27 protein-coding genes and 1 pseudogene are annotated in these 23,816 nt (G+C 70.5%); 11 read left to right on the top strand and 17 right to left on the bottom strand.

Annotated elements, in window-relative coordinates; genetic code table 11:
• The first annotated feature begins 39 nt into the window (after window positions 1-39).
• The 3 genes from BBK82_RS19065 (at window position 40) to BBK82_RS19055 (ending at window position 2,181) form a co-directional block, all read left to right on the top strand.
• Window positions 40-633 (top strand): hypothetical protein, encoded by a 594-nt coding sequence (locus tag BBK82_RS19065; RefSeq protein ID WP_071812631.1) that lies wholly within the window; start codon window positions 40-42, stop codon window positions 631-633.
• Window positions 634-703: 70 nt separating this feature from the next.
• A complete protein-coding gene (locus BBK82_RS19060; protein WP_065916211.1) occupies window positions 704-1,069 on the top strand; it encodes a hypothetical protein in 366 nt (121 codons plus the stop codon).
• 80 nt (window positions 1,070-1,149) lie between these two features.
• Window positions 1,150-2,181 (top strand): GTP pyrophosphokinase, encoded by a 1,032-nt coding sequence (locus BBK82_RS19055; protein ID WP_065916210.1) that lies wholly within the window; start codon window positions 1,150-1,152, stop codon window positions 2,179-2,181.
• A 27-nt stretch (window positions 2,182-2,208) separates the two neighbouring features.
• On the opposite strand, the gene BBK82_RS19050 is transcribed toward BBK82_RS19055, so the two are convergent.
• The 8 genes from BBK82_RS19050 to BBK82_RS19015 all read right to left on the bottom strand — a co-directional run bounded on the left by BBK82_RS19050 (window position 2,209) and on the right by BBK82_RS19015 (window position 8,790).
• Window positions 2,209-3,372 (bottom strand): acyl-CoA dehydrogenase, encoded by a 1,164-nt coding sequence (locus tag BBK82_RS19050; protein ID WP_065916209.1) that lies wholly within the window; start codon window positions 3,370-3,372, stop codon window positions 2,209-2,211.
• A gap of 78 nt (window positions 3,373-3,450) precedes the next feature.
• Window positions 3,451-3,918 (bottom strand): 5-(carboxyamino)imidazole ribonucleotide mutase, encoded by a 468-nt coding sequence (gene purE, locus BBK82_RS19045; RefSeq protein WP_065921180.1) that lies wholly within the window; start codon window positions 3,916-3,918, stop codon window positions 3,451-3,453.
• A 23-nt stretch (window positions 3,919-3,941) separates the two neighbouring features.
• Entirely contained in the window at window positions 3,942-5,144 is a 1,203-nt protein-coding gene (locus BBK82_RS19040; protein WP_065916208.1) for a 5-(carboxyamino)imidazole ribonucleotide synthase, read from the bottom strand.
• On the bottom strand, window positions 5,108-5,491 hold the full coding sequence (locus tag BBK82_RS19035) for an MmyB family transcriptional regulator (RefSeq protein ID WP_154697384.1): 384 nt from the start codon (window positions 5,489-5,491) through the stop codon (window positions 5,108-5,110). The genes BBK82_RS19040 and BBK82_RS19035 overlap by 37 nt, the downstream gene beginning before the upstream one ends.
• Window positions 5,492-5,766: 275 nt before the next feature.
• Window positions 5,767-6,702: an ABC transporter permease gene (locus tag BBK82_RS19030; RefSeq protein ID WP_065916206.1), complete on the bottom strand. Its 936-nt coding sequence runs from the start codon at window positions 6,700-6,702 to the stop codon at window positions 5,767-5,769.
• Complete coding sequence (locus tag BBK82_RS19025) at window positions 6,699-7,493, bottom strand: ABC transporter ATP-binding protein (RefSeq protein ID WP_065916205.1); 795 nt, start codon at window positions 7,491-7,493, stop codon at window positions 6,699-6,701. Before BBK82_RS19025 ends, BBK82_RS19030 begins: the two co-directional genes overlap by 4 nt.
• Window positions 7,490-7,870: a GntR family transcriptional regulator gene (locus BBK82_RS19020; protein WP_065916204.1), complete on the bottom strand. Its 381-nt coding sequence runs from the start codon at window positions 7,868-7,870 to the stop codon at window positions 7,490-7,492. Before BBK82_RS19020 ends, BBK82_RS19025 begins: the two co-directional genes overlap by 4 nt.
• A gap of 152 nt (window positions 7,871-8,022) precedes the next feature.
• Window positions 8,023-8,790 (bottom strand): GGDEF domain-containing protein, encoded by a 768-nt coding sequence (locus BBK82_RS19015; RefSeq protein WP_218920632.1) that lies wholly within the window; start codon window positions 8,788-8,790, stop codon window positions 8,023-8,025.
• A gap of 140 nt (window positions 8,791-8,930) precedes the next feature.
• Here BBK82_RS19015 and BBK82_RS50350 point away from each other — a divergent pair, with 140 nt between their 5' ends.
• The 4 genes from BBK82_RS50350 to BBK82_RS18995 all read left to right on the top strand — a co-directional run bounded on the left by BBK82_RS50350 (window position 8,931) and on the right by BBK82_RS18995 (window position 12,340).
• Window positions 8,931-10,094 (top strand): sigma-70 family RNA polymerase sigma factor, encoded by a 1,164-nt coding sequence (locus tag BBK82_RS50350; RefSeq protein ID WP_065916202.1) that lies wholly within the window; start codon window positions 8,931-8,933, stop codon window positions 10,092-10,094.
• Window positions 10,095-10,102: 8 nt separating this feature from the next.
• Window positions 10,103-11,122, top strand: coding sequence for a hypothetical protein (locus BBK82_RS50345; RefSeq protein WP_065916201.1), 1,020 nt, complete (start codon window positions 10,103-10,105; stop codon window positions 11,120-11,122).
• A 155-nt stretch (window positions 11,123-11,277) separates the two neighbouring features.
• Window positions 11,278-11,877, top strand: coding sequence for a GtrA family protein (locus tag BBK82_RS19000; RefSeq protein ID WP_065921179.1), 600 nt, complete (start codon window positions 11,278-11,280; stop codon window positions 11,875-11,877).
• The gene (locus tag BBK82_RS18995) at window positions 11,807-12,340 is read left to right on the top strand and encodes a GtrA family protein (RefSeq protein WP_065916200.1); all 534 of its coding nucleotides are present in this window, start codon (window positions 11,807-11,809) and stop codon (window positions 12,338-12,340) included. Before BBK82_RS19000 ends, BBK82_RS18995 begins: the two co-directional genes overlap by 71 nt.
• 4 nt (window positions 12,341-12,344) lie before the next feature.
• On the opposite strand, the pseudogene BBK82_RS18990 reads toward BBK82_RS18995, so the two are convergent.
• Window positions 12,345-13,614: pseudogene (locus BBK82_RS18990) on the bottom strand (ATP-binding protein).
• Complete coding sequence (locus tag BBK82_RS18985) at window positions 13,614-14,288, bottom strand: response regulator transcription factor (RefSeq protein ID WP_065916199.1); 675 nt, start codon at window positions 14,286-14,288, stop codon at window positions 13,614-13,616. Before BBK82_RS18985 ends, BBK82_RS18990 begins: the two are co-directional and overlap by 1 nt.
• A gap of 32 nt (window positions 14,289-14,320) precedes the next feature.
• On the opposite strand from BBK82_RS18985, the gene hisN reads away from it, so the two are divergent.
• Entirely contained in the window at window positions 14,321-15,100 is a 780-nt protein-coding gene (hisN, locus tag BBK82_RS18980) for a histidinol-phosphatase (protein ID WP_065916198.1), read from the top strand.
• Here hisN and BBK82_RS18975 read toward each other — a convergent pair.
• The 4 genes from BBK82_RS18975 to BBK82_RS18960 are packed head-to-tail and all read right to left on the bottom strand — an operon-like array spanning window position 15,081 to window position 18,883.
• On the bottom strand, window positions 15,081-15,332 hold the full coding sequence (locus BBK82_RS18975; RefSeq protein WP_065916197.1) for a hypothetical protein: 252 nt from the start codon (window positions 15,330-15,332) through the stop codon (window positions 15,081-15,083). The genes hisN and BBK82_RS18975 overlap by 20 nt on opposite strands.
• Window positions 15,329-18,103 (bottom strand): TNT domain-containing protein, encoded by a 2,775-nt coding sequence (locus BBK82_RS18970; protein ID WP_065916196.1) that lies wholly within the window; start codon window positions 18,101-18,103, stop codon window positions 15,329-15,331. The genes BBK82_RS18975 and BBK82_RS18970 overlap by 4 nt, the downstream gene beginning before the upstream one ends.
• Before the next feature lies 1 nt (window position 18,104).
• A complete protein-coding gene (locus BBK82_RS18965; protein WP_065916195.1) occupies window positions 18,105-18,419 on the bottom strand; it encodes a WXG100 family type VII secretion target in 315 nt (104 codons plus the stop codon).
• Window positions 18,416-18,883 (bottom strand): YbaB/EbfC family nucleoid-associated protein, encoded by a 468-nt coding sequence (locus BBK82_RS18960; RefSeq protein WP_065916194.1) that lies wholly within the window; start codon window positions 18,881-18,883, stop codon window positions 18,416-18,418. The genes BBK82_RS18965 and BBK82_RS18960 overlap by 4 nt, the downstream gene beginning before the upstream one ends.
• A gap of 97 nt (window positions 18,884-18,980) precedes the next feature.
• On the opposite strand from BBK82_RS18960, the gene BBK82_RS18955 reads away from it, so the two are divergent.
• The gene (locus BBK82_RS18955) at window positions 18,981-19,418 is read left to right on the top strand and encodes a MaoC family dehydratase (RefSeq protein ID WP_237048258.1); all 438 of its coding nucleotides are present in this window, start codon (window positions 18,981-18,983) and stop codon (window positions 19,416-19,418) included.
• A gap of 45 nt (window positions 19,419-19,463) precedes the next feature.
• On the opposite strand, the gene BBK82_RS18950 is transcribed toward BBK82_RS18955, so the two are convergent.
• From BBK82_RS18950 to BBK82_RS18940, 3 genes are read right to left on the bottom strand one after another with little or no spacing between them, the layout of a single operon-like run.
• Window positions 19,464-20,393, bottom strand: coding sequence for a hydroxymethylglutaryl-CoA lyase (locus BBK82_RS18950; protein WP_065916192.1), 930 nt, complete (start codon window positions 20,391-20,393; stop codon window positions 19,464-19,466).
• A complete protein-coding gene (locus BBK82_RS18945; RefSeq protein ID WP_065916191.1) occupies window positions 20,380-20,904 on the bottom strand; it encodes a PH domain-containing protein in 525 nt (174 codons plus the stop codon). The genes BBK82_RS18950 and BBK82_RS18945 overlap by 14 nt, the downstream gene beginning before the upstream one ends.
• Window positions 20,905-20,917: 13 nt before the next feature.
• Entirely contained in the window at window positions 20,918-21,718 is an 801-nt protein-coding gene (locus BBK82_RS18940; RefSeq protein WP_065916190.1) for a biotin--[acetyl-CoA-carboxylase] ligase, read from the bottom strand.
• A gap of 117 nt (window positions 21,719-21,835) precedes the next feature.
• Here BBK82_RS18940 and BBK82_RS18935 point away from each other — a divergent pair, with 117 nt between their 5' ends.
• Window positions 21,836-23,473 carry an acyl-CoA carboxylase subunit beta gene (locus BBK82_RS18935; protein ID WP_065916189.1) on the top strand — a complete coding sequence of 546 codons (1,638 nt, stop codon included), beginning with the start codon at window positions 21,836-21,838 and terminating at the stop codon, window positions 23,471-23,473.
• The gene (locus tag BBK82_RS18930; protein ID WP_065916188.1) at window positions 23,470-23,697 is read left to right on the top strand and encodes an acyl-CoA carboxylase subunit epsilon; all 228 of its coding nucleotides are present in this window, start codon (window positions 23,470-23,472) and stop codon (window positions 23,695-23,697) included. Before BBK82_RS18935 ends, BBK82_RS18930 begins: the two co-directional genes overlap by 4 nt.
• Window positions 23,698-23,816 lie beyond the last annotated feature (119 nt).

Below are 23,816 nucleotides of genomic sequence, written 5' to 3'. Positions count from 1 at the left end.
TTTTTCGTGAGCCGAGTTCTCTAGAGATTGTAGGTCGAGGTGGACAGCAAGGTCATCGCTCCCTATGTCACGTCGTGGAGCGCTGAGTACGACCTCCCCTGCGCCCTGGTGGAGCGTCCCGACCGCAGCATCGGCCACGCCACCGAACTGCCCGGCGACCGCGACCGCCAAGGCGTGCTGTGGAAGCAGGTCGCATCGCATCGCGGACAGGGCCGACCCGAGTTCGGCAAGGTGCACCCGCTGCGGCAACGACGGGCGATGGAACGCCTGCTGTGCCAGGTGTGCGGCAACCCCGCGGACCAGAACTCGGACGGCGTCCTCTGGCTGCAGGTCGACCACCACGACGACTGGCCGGGCTGGCCCGAGCGGATGGCGTCGACCGAGCCGCCGATCTGCCGGCCGTGCGCCGCCCTCTCCACCCGGCTGTGCCCCGCACTGCGTCGATCGGGAGCCTCGGCGGTGCGCGTGCGGGAGTTCCCGATCGTGGGCGTGCGGGGAGCCCTGTACCGTCCGGGCGCATTGGCACCTATCGCGGCCCAGGCTGGCAACTTCGCCTACGGCGACCCGGCCTTGCGTCGAGTGCAGGCATCGGCCTTGCTCCGCGAGCTGCGCGGCTGCATTCGCGAGTTCTGACGTTGCGTAGTCCCCGGCCGTGGCCCCGTTTCCCCCGGTCAGGGGTGCCGTGCGGGGTTACGTTCGGGCCATGGGACGTTTCCTCGTAGCGCTCGCCCTCTCCGCGAGCACCGCACTGTTGACTCCCCAAGCCGACGCGCGCACCGACACGCAGCCGGCCGGTCGCTGGCAGATCGAGCCGTGCCCAGCCGGGCAGAAAGCGCTTTGGCTGCCGCGGGTTGACACGGTTGGCACCGATCTCAGCTGCACGACGGAAGACGCGCGCAACGCGGCAGTGAAGGAGGCGGCGGACAGCGGGAGTCCGAAGCGGTTGATGAACGTGGCGATCGCGGGGGCGCAGCAGCTGTCGGACAAGTCGATCACTCCCGATTCGTCGTGCGTTCCGGGGGCGAAGGCGGCGGTCGGTGACGCACTGGGGACGTGCGTGCCCGCCTGATGCCACGCGACGTGGCTTGTAATGCCCGTTGAGCGGCTCCCGATCAACAGCGTGCACGGACGCCGAGACCGGGAGCCGCAGTGACGTCGCCGAACTGGAAGGCCGAGTACGCCGAAGTCCGTTCGATGTACGTGGCCTATGAGAAGAAGCTGCGCGAGCTAGTGCGGGAAATCCTTGAACACGCCGGCATCGACGTCTTCCAGGTCGAAGGCCGGGTGAAGACACTGGACAGCTTCGACGAGAAGATCAGGCGTAAGTCCGGCAAATATGATAACCCGCTCACCGACATGACGGACCTAGTGGGGCTGCGAATCATCGCTCACTATCTGGAAGACGTAGACCGGATCGTCGAACTGCTAGGCGGCGAGTTCGAGGTTCGCGAAGAGCATTCGATGAACAAGCAGGACGAACTGGCGCCCGACCAGTTCGGTTACACGTCGAACCATCTGGTTGTTCGCATCGGCAGCCGAAGTGAACGACCAGAGTGGGCGAAGTACGCCGGCATTTCCGTCGAGTTCCAGGTTCGAACGATGTCGCAGCACGCCTGGGCTGCGATGCACCACAAGCTCGGCTACAAGCGTGAGGCTGACGTGCCGATTCCGTTGCAACGAAAGCTGTTCCGCTTGAGCGCGTTGTTCGAGATGGCGGACGAACAGTTCTCCACCATCAAGGATGAAATCGATAAACTGTCCGGCAAATACTCCGACAGCGTTAAGCACGGTGACCTCGACCTGGACGTCGATGCTCAGTCCATCGATGCGTACGTGCGGAACAGCCCGAAGGTACGGGCGATCGCCGCCATGGCAAAAAATTCGGGAATGAAGTTGCTGGACGGCAACCTCGATGAACTCGTAAATACCGCCGCAGTACTTGGTGCCACAACCATCGAAGAGATCGACCAGTTGCTGCCAGACGAGTCATCGACTCGCCGAGTGCTGGACGCGATGGGGCCGGTACTCGATCTCGCACCAGAAGACGACTTGCTCGAAGTCGATCTAGCCAGCATCGTCCTCACCTTCCACGGCGCCACGCAAGAGCAATTCGACCGTGTCTACGTAGGCGGCTGGGAGGAGTTCAACATCGCCCGCGAACGGCTGCTGAGCCAGGGGTGAGGTCCTGGCTCAGCAGAGACCGACGCTCTAGCCGTTCAGAACCGCGCGCGACATCACGACGCGCTGCACCTGGTTCGTGCCCTCGTAGATCTGCGTGATCTTCGCGTCCCGCATCATCCGCTCCACCGGGAAGTCCCGCGTGTACCCGGCCCCACCGAACAGCTGCACGGCGTCGGTCGTGACCTCCATGGCCACATCCGACGCGAAGCACTTGGCCGCAGCGGTGATGAACCCGATGTTCGCCTCACCACGCTCAGCCTTCGCAGCCGCCACATAAACCATGTGACGAGCCGCTTCGATCTTCATCGCCATGTCCGCGAGCATGAACTGCACACCCTGGAAGTCCGAAATGGACTTCCCGAACTGCTTGCGGTCCTTCACATACGCAACCGCAGCCTCAAGCGCACCCTGCGCGATGCCAACAGCCTGCGCACCGATCGTCGGCCGCGTGTGGTCCAGCGTCTTCAGAGCCGTCTTCAACCCAGTCCCCGGCTCACCAATGATCCGTGAAGCAGGGATCGTGCAGTTCTCGAAGTAGATCTCCCGGGTCGGCGACCCCTTGATCCCGAGCTTCCGCTCCTTCGGCCCCACCGAGAACCCGGGGTCATCCTTGTGCACCACAAACGCCGAAATCCCAGCAGACTTCTTGGCCGCGTTGGGATCCGTCACCGCCATGACCGTGTACCAGGAGGACTCGCCAGCGTTGGTGATCCAGCACTTGGTGCCGTTCAACACCCAGTGGTCACCATCCAGCACAGCCCGCGTACGCATCGAAGCAGTGTCCGAACCGGCTTCACGCTCCGACAGCGCATAGGAAGCCATCGCCTCACCCGACGCGATCGACGGCATGACGAGCTGCTTCAGCTCCTCAGAAGCCGACAGCAGGATCGGCATGGTGCCGAGCTTGTTCACCGCGGGGATCAAAGAGGACGAAGCGCAGACGCGGGCGATCTCTTCGATCACGATGCAGGTGGCCACCGAGTCGGCGCCCTGGCCGTCGTAGGTCTCGGGGACGTGGACGGCGGCGAAACCGGCCTTGACCAGGGCGTTGTGGGCCTCGACCGGGAAGCGTTCGTTCTCGTCGACCTCGGCGGCGAAGGGCTTGATCTCCTTCTCGGCGAGCGAGCGGACGGCCTCTCGCAGCGCCTCGTGCTCCTCGGCGAGCTGGTAGGTGCCGAAGCTCGGGTTCACCTTGTTACCTCCCGGTAGCGAGTACTCGGCACGATGTTAGCGCCCGTTCACACCGGGCGCCGCTGTGCTGTTGAGCACTCAGAGGGACTTCTGCAGAGCCGCGTCCTTGTCTAGTACGAGCTGCTCGAGTTCTGCCTGGAAGCGGGCCATGCGCTCCTGCAGTGCGGCGTCCGAGGAAGCCAGCATCCGCACCGCCAGCAGACCGGCATTCCGCGCTCCGCCGACGGACACGGTGGCGACCGGGACGCCCGCCGGCATCTGCACGATCGAGAGCAACGAGTCCATGCCGTCGAGGTACTTCAACGGCACCGGGACGCCGATCACGGGGAGGACGGTGGCCGAGGCGACCATGCCCGGCAGGTGGGCGGCACCGCCGGCGCCCGCGATGATCACGCGCAGACCACGAGAAGCAGCGGAGGACGCGTAGTCGAGCATGCGCTGCGGGGTGCGGTGGGCGGAGACGACGCTCACCTCGAACGGCACGTCGAACTCGGCCAGGGCCTCGGTGGCCGCCTTCATCACCGGCCAGTCCGAGTCGCTGCCCATGATCACGCCAACCTGAACCGCACTCACTCCGCACTCCGCTTCTGTTCTTCGCCGTGGATGTCGTAGCCGTCCGCCCAGACGCCGGTGGACAGCCAGTCCGCCGCCAGCCGCGCTCGCGTGCGGACGGTCGCCATGTCGGTGCCGAGGAACGTCACGTGGCCCACCTTGCGGCCCGGCCGTTCCTCCTTGCCGTAGAGGTGCACGTGCGCGTCCGGGAACCGGGCGAACAGGTGGTGCACGCGCTCGTCGGGGCCCATGGCCGGGGGTTCGGGGGCGCCCAGGACGTTCGCCATCACCACGGCCGGCGCCATCAGGTCGGTGCGGCCGAGCGGGTAGTCGAGGACGGCGCGCAGGTGCTGTTCGAACTGCGAGGTGCGGGCGCCCTCGATCGACCAGTGGCCGGAGTTGTGCGGGCGCATCGCGAGCTCGTTCACGACGACACCGGATGCCGTCTCGAACAGCTCCACGGCCAGCACGCCCACCACGCCCAGCGCGTCGGCGACCTTCAGGGCCAGTTCCTGGGCCGCGGCACCGTCCAGCGCGGGTGCCGGGGCGAGCACCTCGACGCAGATGCCGTTCGACTGCACGGTCTCGACCACCGGCCACGCCGCGCCCTGCCCGAACGGTGAGCGCGCGACCACGGCGGCCAGCTCGCGGCGCATCGGCACGCACTGCTCGACCATCAGCGGCGTTCCGGCCTCCAGCAGCTCCGGCACGACCCGTTCGGCGCTGGAGGGGGTGTTCAGCATCCACACGCCGCGGCCGTCGTAGCCGCCGCGGATCGCCTTGAGCACACACGGCCAGCCGTACTCTGCGCCGAAGCGGAGCACGTCGCGCACGTCGTGGACCTCGGCGAACGGCGGCACCGGCAAGCCCAGCTCGGCCAGCCGCACCCGCATCTTCAGCTTGTCCTGCGCGTACTGCAGCGCGTCCGGCCCCGGATGCACCTTCACGCCCTCCGCGACCAGCGCGCGCAGGTGGTCGCCCGGCACGTGCTCGTGGTCGAACGTGACCACCTCGCAGCCCTTGGCGAACGCGCGCAACGCGTCCAGGTCCGTGTGGGTGCCGAGCACCACGTCCCGCGCGACGAGCGCGGCGGGGTCGTTCTCGGAGACGGCGAGCACGCGAAGCGACTGGCCGAGCGGGATCGCAGCCTGGTGCGTCATGCGGGCGAGCTGCCCGCCGCCGATCATGCCGACGACGGGGAGACGGGTACGGGAGTCCACGGTTCAGGCAGCCTACCTGCACGTTCGGAGTCGTTCACCAGCAGAGCCAGCCGCCGGGCGGTGACGCTGCCCTCAGGTGCGGTGTGGATCACCAGCCGCTGGTCGTGCTCGGGAGCCGTGACGACCTCGCAGTCGAGCTCCAGCAGTCCCACGACCGGGTGACACAGGCGCTTGCGAGCCGACCGGCACACCGCCACGTCGTGCGCGGCCCACAGCCGGGCGAACAACGGGCTGGCCATCAGTTCGGTGACCAGCGAGCGGGCGGACGGCGGCGGGCCACCGTGGCAGCGGCACTGCGAACCAAGGGACTCGACCTGAGGTGGGGCGCCCTTTGCGCGTTTCCTCATTGCGGACGGCGGAGCGACGGGATCAGGACATGTATTCGGGTCATGTCAGAGAGACGAGGTCGGGACAGGATCAGGACCGCATTCACCCGATCGGGTCGTACGCATCCTCGCCGATGCGGTTCATCGAGGGCTGGCTCGGCGACGGCGACGGCCGCCGAACTGCGCCTGCTGAACGGCCACACCCCCAGTGGAGCCGTTCAGCAGGAGCCCTTCGACCCGTCGCACGCGGTCGTGTCGACGGTCCGCGCGCAACGGGAGCTCGGGTTCCGGCCCCGTTACCCGTCCGTCTGGGCGGCGGCGACCGCGGGCGTGCTCTGAGCGGAAGTGACGTCACGGCGGTGGGAACGCGAGGGGCGCCAACCGCCGCCGTGGCGCAGCAACCGCAACGTCACGTACAAGGCCAAGCCGGCCAGCACCATGCAGATGCCGAACTCGATGAAGCGGAACAGGCCAAGGCGTTCCAGCGGCTGGTAGTCGGCGTAGGTGCCGATCGCGAAGTCGTTGGAGCGCATGCAGCTGTGGGCCACCGGGAAGTCGGCGCACCTCGCCGGGACGTCCACCGGGTCCAGGTCCGCGTCCACGAAACCACCGGCGATCCTCAGCGCGTCATGGGGCACCACCGTCGTCTGGTCCCACCGGGCGACGGAGCGGTGCACCGGCAGGTAGTGGTCGCGCACGAAGAACGCGAGTCCCATGCGGACCAGGGTGAACGCGACGAGCGTCACGGCCATCGCGGTGAACGTGTGCCGGGTCAGCAGACCGGCCAGCACGCCGATCGCGAGACCCAGCAGCGCGTAGCCGGCCTGCACCAGCCAGTTCGCCTCGAACGCCGTCCACGAGCTGTCGTCCGCACCGCGCAGGCCGTCGCCGAGGCCGACCAGCGAGCCGAGCACCGCGGCAGCCGCGCCGAGCACCAAGAGCTTGCCGCGCAACCACTGCACCGGCGTGACGTCCTGTCCCCACGCCACGAAGTAGGTGCGTTCCTCCAGCTCGCGGGCGATCAGCGGAGCACCCCAGAACGCACCGATCAGGGCGCCGAACCCGAGCTGCACGAGGAGGCTGTAGAAGGCGGCCAGCGGCATGGCCGTCCTGGAACCGTCGAGCTCCGCCGCCGTGAGGCCGTACGCCGCGAGCACCGCGATGACCGCGGTCACGACGATGGTCCACCGGTGCTGGCGCCAGGTCAGCCAGATGATCGCTTCCAGGTTCACACCGCACGCTCCAGGTGCGCCACGACCAGCTCCTCCAGCGTCACGTACCGCGCGGTCCACGGCTCGTCGACCCGCTCACCGCCCGACCGCACCAGGAACGACGACTGCGCCTCGCCGTGCTTCGCCAGCACCACGTTTCCCTCCACCGGTGGTGTCGACGCGTGCGGGCCCGTGTAGAGGACGTGTTCCTCCAGCAGGTCGTCCGTCTCGCCGTCGACGAGCAGCTTTCCGTTGTGCATCAACAACAACCGGTCGGCGACACCACCGATCTCGGCGACGACGTGCGTGGAGTACAACAACGTCATGCCGTTGTCCGACACCTCGGTCAGCAACGAGCTCATGACCTTCCGGCGCGCGAGAGGGTCCAGTTCGGACAGTGGTTCGTCCAGCAGCAGCACGTCCGGCCGCGCGCCCAACGCCAGCGCCAGCGTGACGTGGGTGCGTTGCCCGCCGGAGAGATCACCGATCTGCAGGCGCCGCGGCACCTTGTACCTCTTCAGCCACGCGTCGGCGAGGTCACCGCGCCAGACGGTGTTCATCCGCCGGCCGAACTCCAGCACGTCCTTGACCTTGAAGCCCTTGTACATCGGCTTGTGCTGGGGCACGTACGCGACGCGGCCCGCGATCGACGTGTGCCCCGACTCGGCGGGCAGGTGCCCGGCCAGCACGTTCAGCAGCGTCGTCTTGCCGGAACCGTTGGCGCCCACCAGAGCCGTGACACTGCCCGGTGGCAGCTCGAAGGAGACGCCCTTGACCGCCCACTTCGAGACTTCGGCCGCAACCACGCTCATTGCGCTCCCCCGCTCAGCACCTCGCGCAGCAGCGCGTAGATGTCCTCGTCCTCCAACCCGGCGGTGCGTGCCTCCGCGACCCAGTCCGCGAGCTTGACGCGCAACGGGTCCAGGTCCTCGGGGGCGGCGGACCCCAGGGAGGCCTTGACGAAGGTGCCGGAGCCCTGACGGGCTTCGACGAGGCCGGCGAGCTCCAGCTCGCGGTAGGCCTTCAGCACGGTGTTCGCGTTCACCCCGCTGCGCGCGACGACGTCGCGGACCGTCGGCAGGCGGTCTCCCGGCTGCAACCAGCCGAGCCTCAAGGCCTCCCTGACCTGCTGCCCGAGCTGCAGGTACGCGGGATAGCCACTGCCGCGGTCGACGTGGAACTCGACCACACACGCTCCCCAGATTGTTCTAGTCAACTAGCACAATAGAACACTTCCGCAGCCGTTGTGAAGCGCACGCGGGGAGCTTTCGTACTCCAGGAGCGCACGGAAGGGCCCGCGTGCGGTGGGGAACGGGGAGTCAGCGGGCGCGGGACAGGGGGTCAGCGCCCGAGGGAAGTCAGGAGGGAGCAGGCTTCGGTGTGGGTGTCGGGGAGGCGTTCGGTCCACACCTTCGCGGGGCCGGTCGGACGCACGTTGGGGTCGTCGGCGAGGCGGTCGGCGGTGAGCACGCGCAGGTTGGAGACGCGGCGGGCGAGGGTCTCGTCCTTGCGCACGAGCACCGCGGCCACGCACGGACCAAGGGTCGCCAACGTCTCGCCACCGTCGAACACGGTTCTCAGCGCGTCAGAGGCCAACGTCATGGCGACCACGCGGGACCACCCGGTGGCGCGGTGCGTGTCCAGGCGCAGCAGCACCAAGGCGTAGTCGAGCGGCACGACCGGTGTCTCGCGGTACACCTCGCCCAGCCGCGTCCGCAGGTAGGCCGTCGTGGCCAGACCGGTCAACGGGTCCTCCGCCGCGCAGTCACCCGCCTGCCCCGTCACCACGTCCGCCCACCCCAGCGCCGTCATCCGCACCATCCGCGCGGGGAGCGCGTCGACGTCCGGCGACACGACGTGCGACGCGTCGGTCAGCACGGCGTGCAGCGCCGCCAGGTCGAGCAGCGTCTCGCTGAGCCCGGCGCCCGCCTCGGCACGCGCGCGGCCGAGCCGCACGAGCGCGTCGGAGGGGTCGGTGTCCTCCAGCATCGCCGCGCAGACCTCGTCGACCTCGGCGAGCGGCCAGTCTGCGGGGAACGCCCAGCCTGCGGCCATGGTGGCGGTCCGCCACCTGGACTTCAGCAGGCGTTCCGCTTGTGCGACTCCCACCCGGTCCGTCTCCCTTCTCCGGCGATTCCAGGTGGGAGACGTGCCCGTCGCCCATTCGTGACGCAACCCGCGCGGGGGATTGAGATGACTCTGCGAGGCGCCGTAAGTCACACTGAGCGCCGCGAGGAGGGGAAAGAATCTTGGCGACCGTTCCTGCAGACGTCCAGGGCCCGAGCGACGCGGAACTCATCGAGTCCGTGCGCGCCGGAGCCGTCGACGCCTACGGCCAGTTGTACGAACGGCACGTCTCGGCGGCCTACAACCTCGCCCGCCAGTTGGCCCGCTCGCAGGCCGAGGCGGACGACCTCGTGTCGGAGGCCTTCGCGAAGGTGCTCGACACGCTGCGCGCCGGCCGCGGCCCCGACTCGGCGTTCCGCGCCTACCTCCTCACCGCACTGCGCCACACCGCCTACGACAAGACCCGCCGCGACAAGAAGGTCGACCTCACCGAGGACATGACCGACGTCGCGCCCGCGGTGGCGTTCAGCGACACCGCGGTCGCCGGTCTCGAGAAGTCGATGGCCGCCCGCGCGTTCGCCGCGTTGCCCGAGCGCTGGCAGACGGTGCTCTGGCACACCGAGATCGAGGGCCAGTCGCCCGCCGAGGTCGCCCCGTTGCTCGGGCTGACGGCCAACGGCGTGTCCGCGCTCGCCTACCGCGCGCGGGAGGGCCTCAAGCAGCAGTACCTGCAGATGCACCTGGCCGCGAACGACTCGGAACGCTGCCGGGCAACGGTCGACCGGCTCGGCGCGTGGACCCGCGCGGGTCTGTCCAAGCGCGAGGCCACGCAGGTCGAGGCGCACCTCGACGAGTGCTACCGGTGCCGGACGCTGGCCGCGGAGCTCGCCGACGTCAACGGCTCGCTGCGGATCTTCGTCGCACCGCTGGTGCTGGGCGTGGGCGCCACCACCTACCTCGCGGCCGCGGGCACGACCACGACCGTCGTCGGCGCCGGTGCGGCGGCCGGTGGAGCGGGCGCGGCCGGTGCCTCACTGCCCCGCCAGCTGCTCGGCATCGGTGGTTCCGCCGCCGCGGTGGTGGTCGCCGTCGCGATCGCGCTGGCCTCCGGCAGCGGTGAGCAGCCGGTCGCGCAGGTGCAGGCCGAACCGCGCCGGCGCAGACCGTGGTCCAGCCGCCGCCCCGCCGCCACCGGTTCCGGTGCCGCCTCCCACGCCGTCACCGGAGCCCACCCCGACGCCGTCACCAGCGCCGGAGCCACCGGTTCCGGCACCGCCGCCCAGGCACCACCGCCCAGGCACCGCCGTCCGCGGAGGAACCCGCTCCGCCACCACCCGCCTCGCTGACGCCGACCGTGCCCGCCGGGTTCACGCTCACGCCCGGCGAGGACGCCAAGGACCTGCCGATCACCGTGCGCAACACCGGTGGCACCCGGGCCGCCCGCGCATGGTGCTCCGCGCGGCTGCTGCAACCGGACGGCTCCGCCGACCAGACCGTGCACTGCCCGGCGGGCGGCGGCCTGATCACCTGCACGACGCCGCAGGGCATCGCGCCCGGCGGCCGGGCGACGTTCCTCTTCCGGCTGCGCGCCACCCACGAGGCGGTCACCGGCGTCATCACCGGAGCGATCACCGCGGGCGCCGCGATCAACGTGAACGTGAGCGTCGACGTCGAGGTGCCGCCGGTCAACGACGACATCGAGCTGACCGTGTCGACGTGGCGCGAGGTGTTCTGGGACCCGCGGGTCGACGTCCTGGTGCGCAACCGCGGGCCGCGGCCGGGCACGTTGAAGCTGGACATCACGTCGTCGTCGAACATCGCGATCTTCACGCCGTACCGCGACTGCACGCGCACGGACAGGAACGCCATCCGCTGCGTCACGGACCTGGAGCAGGGTGCGAAGTACCGGATGTCCCTGTGGGCGTTCGGGCTGCCGCACCGGGGCGGGTCCATCACCGTGACGGCCTCGCTGGGCAACGCCACCAAGTCGGTGACCGTGCCGGTGAAGGGCCGCCCTGGCCACAACCCGGTGGACCCCGTCGACCCGGTCGACCCGGTTGAGCCACCGCCGGCCACGACGACCGCGCCCACGACCGTGCCGCCGACCAAGCCCACGGTGCCCGCGGACCCGACGAAGCCGGGCACGCCGACGCTGCCGTTGCCGCTGCCGGGCGGACCGACCGTGCCACTGCCGTTGCCGTTGCCGGGTGAGCCGACCGTGCCACCGCCGGCCCCGGCCCCGGCTCCGGTGCCGGTGCCGGTGCCGACGACACCGCCACCACCCACCTCGGAGCCGTGCCAGCGGCCACCGATCTGGCCGCTCCCGCTCATCCCGGACCTGCTGCCGTGGCCGTGCCGGCCGCCGCAGAGCTGACCAGTTTGGACCAACCGGATCAATTCGGACACGGCGATGTTGATCAGAAGTTGATCTTCTGCCGTGCCCGAACGTGCTGGTCAGGAGGGTTTGTGCCACGGAAGGTAACACCCCGGGGCGGTCCCCGTTACCTTGATCCGTAAGCTGGCTTGGTGCTGCCAGTCGTTCGCAAGGTCCTGAGCTGGTTCCCGGAACCTCTCCAGTTCCTCATCCACAAGCACCGTGAGCTGATCCGGTTCGCCGTGGTCGGCGGCACGACGTTCATCATCGACAACGGCGTCTGGTACGCGTTGAAGTTGACGATCCTGACCGACAAGGTCGTGACGGCCAAGGTCATCGGCGTGCTGGTGGCGATCATCGCCTCCTACGTGCTGTCGCGCGAATGGTCCTTCCACACCCGCGGCGGCCGCGAGCGCCACCACGAGGCAGCACTGTTCTTCCTGGTCAGCGGCTTGGGCGTGGCGATCAACATCCTGCCGCTGTGGTTGTCACGGCACCTCTTCGGCCTGCAGGCACCGGTGGTGTCGGTCATGACCGAGGAGATCGCGGACTTCGTGTCCGGCTCGATCATCGGCATGCTGCTCGCGACCGGCTTCAAGTTCTGGGCCATGCGCCGCTGGGTGTTCCCGGACGCCGGCGCTCGTCCTGACCGGCGTGTTCACCCGATCTCCGTAGACTCGTCTCGTGTCCCTAGCCGAAACAGTGGTCTTGCGGTTCCCGGAGCCGTTCCGGTCGATCGCGCTGAAGCATCGTGAACTAGTCAAGTTCGCCCTGGTCGGGGGCACCTGCTTCATCATCGACACGGTCCTGTTCTTCGGGATCAAGATCCTCGTGCTGCCCGCGCACCCGGTGACGGCCAAGATCATCGCCACCCTGGTCGCCACGATCGTGTCCTACGTGCTGAACCGCGAGTGGTCGTTCCGCACTCGCGGCGGGCGGGAGAGACACCACGAGGCCGCGCTGTTCTTCATGGTCAACGGCATCGGCATCGTGCTGAACTCGGCGCCGCTGTGGGTGTCGCGCTACCTGTTCCACCTGCAGGAGCCGCACGTCACGCGGGTGACGGAGGAGCTGGCGGACTTCCTCAGCGCGCAGGTCGTGGGCACGCTGATCGCGATGGCGTTCCGCTGGTACGGGTACAAGAAGTGGGTGTTCCCCGAGGAGAACGCCCGCAACCAGCGCCCCCTCGACGAAGAGCAGGCGCTCGGCCACTCCTGACGCCTCAGCGCGGTGTGGTCGGGGTCTTCCAGGAGATGCCGACCACGTCCTTCGCCTTCGGCACCGGCAGGAACACCGCGAACGTCGCCGGGCGCGCCGTCGACAGCTCCAGCCGGCCACCGTCGGCGTCGACCAGTGCCCGCGCCAGCGCGAGGCCCACGCCTGTGGAGCCGCCGCCGGACACACCGCGTTCGAAGATGTGCGCGGCCAGCTCGTCGGGCACGCCGGCGCCGCCGTCACTCACCTCGACCACGACCGTGCCCTCCTCCCCGCGGGCGGACACGACGACGGGACCCTCGCCGTGGCGCAGGGCGTTGTCGAGCAGCACGCCGATGGCCTCGCGCAGCCGGGCGGGCGTCGCGCGCGAGCAGGCCGTCGGGCACGCGGACGCGCAACGTGCGGCCCTCGCTCTTCACCTGCTCGCGCCACTCCTCGGCGATCGCGTTGAGGGCCGGGCGCATCTCCAGCGGTTCGGCGTCCACGGCCCTGGCGGCGGCGGCGGCGAGGAGCTCGTCCAGCACGGCGGCGAGGCGTTCTGCCTGTTCGAGGGCGGCGCGGGCCTCGGCGGCGGTGTCGGGTTCGGGGTGGTCGGCGAGGGCCTCCAGGCGCAGCTGCAGTGCGGTGAGGCGGCTGCGCAGCTGGTGGGAGACGTCGCCGACGAGCTCGCGCTCGCGTTGGACGAGGCGGGCGAGCGCGGTGGCGGAGGTGTCGAGCGCCTCGGAGACGGCGTCGAGCTCGGGGATGTCGTAGCGCTGCTCGTCCTCGCGGAAGTCGCCGGCGCCGAGGCGGGACGCGCGGGCGGCGACGTAGATCAACGGGCGCGAAAGCGTTTGCGCGGTCACCAGGGCCACGACGGTGCCGGTGCCGACCGAGAGCGCGAGCAGGAGCAGCACCAGGCCCGCGACCTGGTACTGGGTGGTGTGCATGGGGCCGGAGGGGATCTCCAGCCGCACGGTGCCCTGCTGGGCGATCGGCAGCTCGACCACCAGCGGGTCGGTGCCGGGCGACGGTCCCGTCACGGTCGTCGCGCCGCCGGAGACCACGGTGAGGCGGCCGTCGGAGGGGATGACGAACTTGACCGCCTCGACGTCGATGCTCTGCCGGTCGGCGATCTGGTCGTCGAGCTTGGTCGCGATGCTCTGGGCACGTTCGGTCAGGTCACCGCGGGCGTTGTCCTCGACGAGGGTCAGCGCGGTGTAGCCCAGCGGCAGGCCGAGCACGAACCCGGTGACCGCGACGGCGAGCAGGATCGCCCGCAGGATCCGGCTGCGCATCAGTCGGCGTTGAAGCGGAAACCACGGCCGCGCACGGTCGCGATGCGCTTCTCGGCGGAGTTCGGGGTGCCGTCGCTGAGCTTCCGGCGCAACCAGGACATGTGCATGTCTAGCGTCTTGCTGCCCTTCAGGTCCGGGTCGTTCCACACCTCGGACAGGATCTCGTCGCGGCTCACCACCTGGCCCGCGCGCTGGATCAGCACCTTGAGCAGCTCGAACTCCTTGTTCGCGAGCTGGATCTCGCCGCCGTCGACGGTCACCCTGCGCGCGGCGAGGTCGACGCGCACGCCGTTGACCTCCAGCGTGCCGGGCGCGCGGCGGCGCAGCAGGGCCCGGATGCGGGCCATCAGCTCCGCCAGGCGGAACGGCTTGGCCACGTAGTCGTCGGCGCCCGCGTCGAGCCCGACCACGAAGTCGACCTCGTCGGCCCGCGCGGTGAGCATCAGCACGGGGATGCCCCTGCCGTTCTGCCGGAGTCTGCGGCAGACCTCCAGACCGTCCATGCCGGGCAGCCCGAGGTCGAGCACCAGGAGGTCGATGCCCCCGGTGATCGCGGCGTCGAGGGCACTGGGCCCGTCGCCGACGACCTGCACTGAGTAGCCCTCCCGCGTCAACGCGCGGGAGAGCGGTTCCGCGATGGCCGGGTCGTCCTCGGCCAGCAACACCACGCTCACGGCATTCAGACTATTCGTGGAACGATCGCCGTGTGTCACGCCACGATGCTGATCTCGAACTCGCCCTGCGCCTCGCCGACGCCGCCGACGCGATCACCTCCACCCGGTTCCGCGCCCACGACCTCGCCGTGGAGCGCAAACCGGACCGCACGCCCGTGACCGACGCCGACGTCGCCGTCGAGGACGCGGTGCGCGAACTGCTGGCCGCCGAACGCCCGTCCGACGTCGTGATGGGCGAGGAACGCGGCGGCACGCTGGACGCCGACCGCGTCTGGGTGCTCGACCCGATCGACGGCACCAAGAACTTCCTGCGCGGCGTGCCGATCTGGGCGACGCTGATCGCGCTGGTCGTCGACGGCGTGCCGGTCGTGGGCGTCGTGTCCGCACCCGCACTGGGCCGCCGCTGGTGGGCCGCCGCCGGCGGGGGCGCGTTCGCGTCGGACTCCGCCGGTGAGCGCGCGATCTCCGTGTCCGGGGTGCGCGAGCTGGAAGACGCCTACATCTCCACGACCGACCTGAAGACGTGGACCGAGTACCGCACGCGTGAGTCGTTCCTGCGGCTGGTCGACGCCACCTGGGAGAGCCGCGCGTTCGGTGACTTCTACCAGCACTGCCTGGTCGCCGAGGGTGCGATCGACCTGGCACCGGAGGCCGTCGCGAACCCGTGGGACATCGCGCCGTTCCAGGTGCTGGTGACCGAGGCGGGTGGCCGCTTCACCTCACTGGAGGGCGAGGAGCGCTACGACGCCGGCACCGTGCTGACGTCGAACGGCCACCTGCACGAGGCCGCTCTCAGGCTGTTGGCACCGTGAGGGTTCCGCGCGCGACCTGGGCCCAGGCGAGGCGGCCGAAGAGGTAGTGGCACGCCACGCTCTCGTCGTCGAACCTGGCCCAGTCGTACCGGTTGCCCTGCTCCTGCCAGAACACCTCGAAGCCGTCCTCGGTGATGACGCACCAGCGCTGGTCCGCCTCCTCACCGATGCTGACGACGTCGTCGGGCACGCCGATCTTGGTCAGCCACTCCGGCAGCGTCTCGACGTTCATGCGGTGATCTCCACGAGGTAGCCGAAGGCGACGAGGTCGGCGACGGGGTAGGTCGTGCGGTAGCGGGCGCCACCGCCGGGCTGGCCGAACCAGGGCGCGCTGATCGTGCGGTGCACGGGCAGGTCCCGGACGACGCGGTACCGGCGGTAGCCCTGCCCTGCGCTCTGTGGCGGCAGGGAACGCTCCGCGTAGGGCGTGCCGGCGGTGCTGAGGACACGGCCCTCCGGGGTGCCGAACCGGTCGAGCTCGGCACCGGCCTCGAGGACCTCCGGCTGGCTGTCCTCGTACCCGCCCTCGCGCTCGGACGGCCACCTCGGCGAGCCGTCCTCGGTGAGGAAGAGGGCGTCCCAGTCACGTTCGTGCATGCCGGCCAACGGGTCGTAGCCATCGAGGATTTGTTGCACGGCCGGGTGGTCTTTGCTCAGGCCTTCGGAGGGTGCCGCCGGCTGGGCGGAGGACGTGTCGACGAGGCTCGCCCGTGGGTGGTCCTGCGGGGCGAACCGCTGGGGCTGCCCGGCTTCCTGCTGCCCGGCTTCCTGCTGCTTCGGCGCGGGGAGCTGGCGGGCCGGCTTCGGTGCCAGGCGCGGGGGCTGGCCCGCGCTCAGGAACACGGCCATGAACCAGCTGCCGACCGCCGCCGCGGTGTAGGTGTGGCGGGCGATGTCGTAGGCGAGGCCGGGGGCGCCCAGTGCCTGGGCCTGGTCGCGGTTCTCCAGGCGGTCGGCGATGAGGCTGGGGCCGGCCGGCTGGCTCGGCTGGCCCAGGTCGACGCCGGGGGCGACGGGGGCCGAGACGAGGGTCTCGCCGGTGTGCTGGGTGGGCGTTGACGGGGCGCCGCCGGGGGCGAAGCCGGTGGACGGGTCCCCGAGGGCGTCCTGGGCGAGGGCGTCCTTGGTGGGGTCCTTGGCGAGCGGGTCCTTGGTGGGCTGGCTCTGAGGCTGCTGCCCCTGGTTCTGAGCGGGTTGAGTCGTGCTCTGAGAGGACTGGCCTGGCATCTGGTTGCCGGGCTGTGCGTTGCTGACTGCCTGGCCGACCGCGCCCGCCGCGGCAGCCGCACCGGGCACGCCCGCCTTGCTCGCCGCGGCCTGCGCGCCCGAACCGGTCTGCGCACCCGCCTGAGCACCTGCTTGCGCGCCTGCCTGAGCACCGGCCTGGGCTGCTGCGTGAGCGCCTGCCTGGGCCGCGGCCTTCGGGTCCGCCTTGCCACCTGCTGTCCCTGGCCCTGCTGACCTGCCTGGCCCTGACCGGCGGCACCGGCCTGACCCTGCTGACCGGCCACCGCGGCACCCGCCTGGGCACCGCGGCCGGCGCACCGGCGGCGCCACCGACAGCACCACCGACCGCGCGCCACGCCACCGACAGCGCCGCCCACCGGTCCGCCGATGGGACCGGACGGGCCGCTCACCGCCGGGCGGCGGGTGCGTTCGGGTGGTGGGGGCCGTGGCCTGCGGGGCACCCGGCTGGTTGTGCAGGTCGGGCATGAGCGGGCGGTCGAGGATCGCGGCGCCGGCGGCCTGCGTGGTGCCCTCCGCGACGGGACCGAGGGTGCCGTGCACGCTCGGGATCGCGTCGGCGACGGGACCGGCCACGGCAGGAACGGCGTCCACCACAGGCGCGAGCACCTGCGGCACGATCTGCGGGCCCTGGCCTCGGCCGGGACCGTCGCCGGGGCCTTCCCCACGGCCGTGGCCATCACCAGGACCGTGTCCATTGCCGTTGCCGTGTCCATTGCCGTTGCCGTGTCCATTGCCGTTGCCGTGTCCATTGCCGTTGCCGTTGCCGTTGCCGTGTCCGTTGCCGGGACCGTCGACCGCGTCGACGACGGGCGCCGCGGCGTCACGTCCACCGGGCACCGCGTCGAGCACCGGCGCCACGACGGCGGCAGCGGGTGCGGTGACCGGGCCGCCGCGTCGAGAACGGGGTGAGCACGGGGCGGCCGCGTCCGTCACGCCACCGACCACCTGGCCGGCCGTGTCGGTCACCGCGCCGAGCACGGGCGCGACGGGTGCGGTCACGGCGCCGAGCACCGGGGCCACCGGAGCGGTCACGCCACCGACGACCTCGGCGACAGGTGCGGTCACGCCGGAGACGACCTCGCCGACCGGAGCGGTCACGCCGCCGACGATCTCTCCGACCGGGGCCGTCACGCCGCCGACGACCTCGCCGACGGGAGCCAGGATGGTGCCGAGCAGACCACCGGGTGCCCCACCGGCGCCGGGGCCGTGGGAGCCGGGTGCGGTGTTGACGGGCTGGCCGGCCTGGCTCATGTCGACGCCGCTGTCCAGGCGGATGGCGGAGGACAGGGTGTTGTGGAGGTTCGCGACGTTGGCCGCGGTGCCGCGGGTCAGCGTGTCGAGGCCGAGCAGCGCGCCGGGGTTGCCCGCACCGGCGGAGGCGTTGGCGGCGTCGTTGTTCTTGGCGAGCGTGACGAGCTCGCGGACGATCTGGACCTTGGCGGCACCGACCTGCTGGGCGGCGTGGTCGAGGCGGTCGGCGGCGGCGCGGCAGCCCTTGGCGGCGCGCTGGAGGTCACCGTCGGGTGCCACGACCTTGGACCACCGGCCGCGCGCCGCGTCACCGGTCGACCCCTGCAGGCCCTCGAACGCGCGGCCGGCGGAGCCGTCGGCGGAGGTGCCCAACCGGGTGATCTTGTCGCCGGCCTCGCGCCAGGCGGTGGCGCTCGCGCGCAGCTTGTCCTCGTCCGCCTTCGGCCACGAGACGCTGGCCTTGGCGGCGACCTCGGTGAGTTCGACGGGAAGCTCGATGCCCATGTCAGCCGTCCAACCTTCTCATCGCGGTCGCGTTGCTCTCCTCGACGTGCCGGTACGTCTCCGCGGTCTTGGCGAGCTTGTCGCCGATGTCACCGAGCGTGGTCGACAGCGAGGCCAGCGCACCGGCCGTGTCACCGGAGGGCCTCTCGTGCGAGGAGGCGAAGCTCATCCCGGCCGCGTCGTCACCCCAGCAGGCACCGAACCCCGCCAGCGCCTTCTCCAGCGCACCCGCGATCTCCCCGGCCTGCGTCGCGCAGCCGCGCAGCTCACCGGCACCGGCGTCGAGCCGTTCCAGATCGGCGTTGTACCCGGTCATCGCGCCCTCCTGTTGATGAGCTCGGAGTCGAGCCAGCTCTCGCGCTGCTCGTTGTCCTCGTCGTCGTCAACGCGACGACGCGCGGGCTGCTGGGCCACCACCGGCTCGTACTCGTCGGGCCTGAGGTCGGCGGTCCCGGCGACCAGCGCGGCCGGGTCCGTGGCGGCGGGCAGCACAGCGCTCAACGCCTGGTACGTCCCTTCGGCGGCCTGCGCGGCGGCCGCGGCCACCGTCCGCACGATCAGCTCCGCCAGCTGCTCCGGCCGATGCCGCCGGTACGCCACTTCGGACAGTTGCAGCGCCGTGAGCTCCCCCCGCCCACCGACGACCGCCGTGACAGTCCCGTCCGGACTGCTGGCCTGCCCGGCCACGGCCGCCAGCTCCCGCTGGACGGACGCCAGCTGCTCGCGGCTGCGCCGGTAGTCGGCCAGCAACTCCTCGACCTGCGCACGGTGGTCGTCCACCGAGTCCCCCTCACACGCATAGCCCTGGGCTCGGGCTGTTGGACGCCGTTGCCGGTAGATCGGTTCCCGACGACTTCAGTTACGTACGATCAACGACGTGATCGCCTTCGAGGATCTGCCGGCAGGCCGAATCATCCCGCTCGGAGAGCTGGTCGTCGACCGGGACGAGATGGTCGACTTCGCCCGCCGCTTCGACCCGCAGCCGTTCCACCTGGACGAGGACGCCGGTCGGGACTCGATCTTCGGCGGGCTGTCCGCCTCCGGCTGGTACACGGCCTCGCTGTGGATGCGCGTCTACGTCGACGCGGTGCTGTCCGGCTCCACCGGGCAGGGCTCACCGGGCGTGCGGGAGCTGCGCTGGCTGGCGCCGGTGTTCGCCGGCGACCGGCTGGCGTTCGAGGTCGAGGTGCTCAGCGCGCGGTTGTCGAAGAGCCGGCCGGGGCTGGGGCTCGTCGAGATGCGCGGGACCGCACGGCGCGGCGACGAGGTGGTCTACCAGTTCGAGTCGACGGGGATGTTCGGCACGCGCGGGTGAGGACGGGCGCGGCTGACCCGCGCCCGCCGTCATGCCGTCATGCCGTCATTTCGCCAGCGCCCGCACGACCCGCGACGGGCTCGGCCGGCCCAGCTGCTCCGCCATCCACACCGACGTCTCGACCAGCGCGTCCAGGTCCACCCCGGTCTCGACGCCCAGCCCGTCCAGCATCCACACCAGGTCCTCGGTCGCGAGGTTGCCGGTCGCCGACTCGGCGTACGGGCAGCCGCCCAGCCCGCCGGCCGACGAGTCCACGGTCGTCACGCCGCACCGCAACGCGGCCAGCGTGTTCGACAGCGCCTGGCCGTAGGTGTCGTGGAAGTGCACGGCCAGCGAGGAGACGTCGCGGAAGCCCTCCAGCAGCGACTCGACCTGGCCCGGCGTGGCCACGCCGATCGTGTCGCCCAGCGAGAGCTGCCAGCAGCCCATCTCCAGCAGCCGTTCGCCGACGGCCACGACCTGGGCGCGCGGGACCGCGCCCTCCCACGGGTCGCCGAAGCACATCGACACGTACCCGCGCACCCGCAGACCTGCTGCCAGGGCCCGGGAAACCGTCGGCTCGAACATCTCGAACTGCGAGTCCAGCGTGCGGTTCAGGTTGCGCGACGCGAAGGTCTCCGTGGCCGAGGCGAAGATCGCGATGTCCGTGACACCGGCCTCCAGCGCGCGGTCCAGGCCGCGCTCGTTCGGCACCAGCACCGGGTAGGAGACGCCGGGCCGCCGTTCGAGGCCGTCCAGCAGCTCGGCCGCGTCGGCCAGCTGCGGCACCCACCTGGGGTGCACGAAGGACGTCGCCTCCAGAACGGAGAGACCGGCGGAAGCCAGGCGGGACAGGAACTCCAGCTTCACCGAGACCGGCACGACCGCCGACTCGTTCTGCAGGCCGTCGCGCGCGCCGACCTCCCAGATCGTCACCGCGGACGGCAACGAGCCCGACCGGACCACGTCGGGCAGGCCGGCCTCACGCGCGCCCATCGACGGTCCTCTGCTGGAAGTCGTCTTCCGGGTTGTCGTTCATCTCGCGGTACAGCAACGTGTGCACCTTCTCCACGGACGGCACGTCGTCGATCGGAATCGGCGCGTCGGATGCCGACTCGATGATCAGAGTGCCGCAGCCCAACATGCGGTCGGCGAAACTCTGCTCGAAACGGACGCTGTGCACACGGGTCAAAGGGATGTCGAGGCCTGTGCGCTTGACCACGCCCTCGCGGTAGATCACGCGGTCCGTGGTGATGACGAGGTGGGTCGTCCGCCACCGGGCCAGCGGCACGACCGTCAGCCCGACGACCAGCGCCAGGCTGACGACGGCCAGCACGCCCCACGCGATGGTGGCCCACGACAGGTCGCCGACGAGCCCCGCCAGGTAGCTGCCGAGCACGACCACCACCAGCAGCCAGAACACCGGGAAGAACAGCATCTTCCAGTGCGGGTGCTTGTGGGTCACGACGTGCTCGCCGGAGCTCAGCAGGTCGTCGGGATAGGCCATGGACCAACCCTAATCACGCCGGGCGCAAATGCACCACGTCACCTGCGGACACGCCGTGGTCCACCCCATCGGTCCCCCGCACGACCAGGGTGCCGTCGGACTCGACGCGGGACGCGGCGCCGGTGAGCTCCACGCCGCCGGTCAGCTCCACCCGCACCTGCCGGCCGATCGTCGCCGAGTGCTCCTGGTACTCCTCCAGCACACCGGACTCGACCGCGTCGCCGCCGTTCTTGCGCCACACGCCCTCCAGCCCGGCCAGCTCGACCAGCAGCCGGAACGCCAGCTCGCCGCGGTCGAGCTCGGCGGCGCCCAGGTCCTCCAGCGACGTCGGCGCCAGACCACCCGGCGCGGGCTGGACGTCGGCGGGCAGCTTCGCCACGTTCAGGCCGATGCCCACCACGACGGAGCCGTCGGCGGTGATCTCGGACAGGATCCCGGCGCCCTTGCCGGCGTCCGCGCCGAGCAGCAGGTCGTTCGGCCACTTCAGGGAGGCCTCGACACCGACCGACTGGGCGACGCGCACCAGGGCGAGCCCGGCGATCAGGTTCAGCCACGGGAGCTTCTCCGCGGGCACGTCGGGCCGGAACAGGATGCTGACGTAGAGGCCGCCCGCGGGCGACGACCAGCTGCGGCCGCGCCTGCCCTGCCCCGCGGTCTGCTCCAGCGCGATCAGCACGGTGCGGTCGGCGGCACCGGCGGCCGCCAGGTCGGCGTTCGTGGACGCCGTGGACTCCACGACGTCGAGTGCGGCGTACGGGCCGTTGGGTGCAACGAGCCGCGAACGCAGCTCTTCAACGTCGAGTGCGGTGGTCATCGCGCCAGGCTATTGGAACGGAAGAGAGTACGTGCGATCGGAGATTGCCGACAGGTTGCCGTGACCTGGACAACTGCACGGAGCAGTTCAGCAATGGTCTCGTTAGGCTGCGAGCCCATGAGCAGTGCGACCGAGCCGATCGGGAACGTCCCCGCAGATGTTCCGGACGTCCACACCACCGCGGGCAAGCTCGTTGACCTCTACCGGCGCAACGACGAGGCGGTTCACGCCGGCTCGGCGCGCGCGGTCGAAAAGCAGCACGCGAAGGGCAAGAAGACAGCCCGCGAGCGCATCGACCTCCTGCTCGACCCCGGTTCGTTCGTCGAGCTGGACGAACTGGCGCGGCACCGCTCCACGAACTTCGGGCAGGAGCGCAACCGCCCGTACGGCGACGGCGTGGTGACCGGCTACGGCACCGTCGACGGCCGCCCCGTGTGCGTGTTCTCCCAGGACGTCACGGTGTTCGGCGGCTCGCTCGGCGAGGTCTACGGCGAGAAGATCGTCAAGGTCATGGACCTGGCGATCAAGACCGGCCGCCCGATCATCGGCATCAACGAGGGCGGCGGCGCGCGCATCCAGGAGGGCGTCGTCTCGCTCGGCCTCTACGGCGAGATCTTCACCCGCAACGTCCGCGCGTCCGGCGTGATCCCGCAGATCTCGCTGATCATGGGCTCCAACGCGGGCGGGCACGTCTACTCCCCCGCGCTGACCGACTTCGTGGTGATGGTCGACCAGACCTCGCACATGTTCATCACCGGCCCGGACGTCATCAAGACGGTCACCGGCGAGGACGTGACGATGGAGGAGCTCGGCGGCGGACGCACGCACAACACCAAGTCCGGCAACGCGCACTACCTCGGCAGCGACGAGGAAGACGCGATCGCGTACGTCAAGGAACTGCTGTCGTACCTGCCGTCGAACAACCTGTCCGACGCACCGGCCTTCGAGGGCACGCTGGGTGCCGGATCGATCTCCGACTCGATCACCGACGAGGACCGCGCGCTGGACACGCTCATCCCCGACTCGGCGAACCAGCCGTACGACATGCACGAGGTCATCAACCGCGTGCTCGACGACGGCGACTTCCTCGAGGTCCAGCCCCTGTTCGCACCGAACATCCTGGTCGGCTTCGGCCGCGTGGACGGCCACTCGGTCGGCGTCGTCGCCAACCAGCCCACCCAGTTCGCCGGCTGCCTCGACATCGACGCCTCCGAGAAGGCCGCGCGGTTCGTGCGCACCTGCGACGCGTTCAACATCCCGGTGCTGACCTTCGTGGACGTGCCCGGCTTCCTGCCCGGCACCGACCAGGAGTGGAACGGCATCATCCGGCGCGGCGCCAAGCTGATCTACGCCTACGCCGAGGCCACGGTCCCGCTCGTCACCGTCATCACGCGCAAGGCGTACGGCGGCGCATACGACGTCATGGGCTCCAAGCACCTCGGCGCCGACATCAACCTCGCGTGGCCCACGGCGCAGATCGCGGTCATGGGCGCGTCGGGCGCGGCGAACATCGTGCACCGCAAAACCCTCGCCGCGGCCGCTGCTGCCGGCGAGGACGTCGACGCGTTGCGCGCGCAGTTGCAGCAGGAGTACGAGGACACGCTGTGCAACCCGTACGTGGCCGCTGAACGCGGCTATGTCGACTCGGTGATTCCGCCGTCTTACACGCGTGGGTACGTCGCGCGCGCGTTGTCGATGCTGCGGGACAAGCGGGAGACGCTGCCGCCCAAGAAGCACGGGAACATCCCGCTGTGAGCGCGCCGGAGGTTTCGGAGCAGCCGCTGCTGCGGGTCGTCAAGGGCGCGCCGGACGACTACGAGCTGGCGGCGTTGACGGCTGTGGTCGCGGGGTTGGCCGCGGCGGTGCCGGTGGAGGAGAAGCCGGCGCGGCGGTCGGAGTGGGCGAACCCGGTCCGGCGGGTGCGCAGGCCGTTGCAGCACGGGCCGGGGGCGTGGCGGGCGTCGGGTTTTCCCGGCTGAGGCGGGCTGGCGCAGGGGTTTCCCCGGATCGGGGGACCCCTGCGTTGCACCGTGCTCAGGGGTCCGACACTCCACGGCGCTGTCCGCTCACTGCAGTTCGATCACGGGTGGCACCGCAG

This window comes from Lentzea guizhouensis (genome assembly GCF_001701025.1).
Classification (GTDB): Bacteria; Actinomycetota; Actinomycetes; order Mycobacteriales; family Pseudonocardiaceae; genus Lentzea; species Lentzea guizhouensis.
Note: the sequence above shows the minus strand (reverse complement) of the source record. Positions and strands in the feature narration are given on the sequence as shown.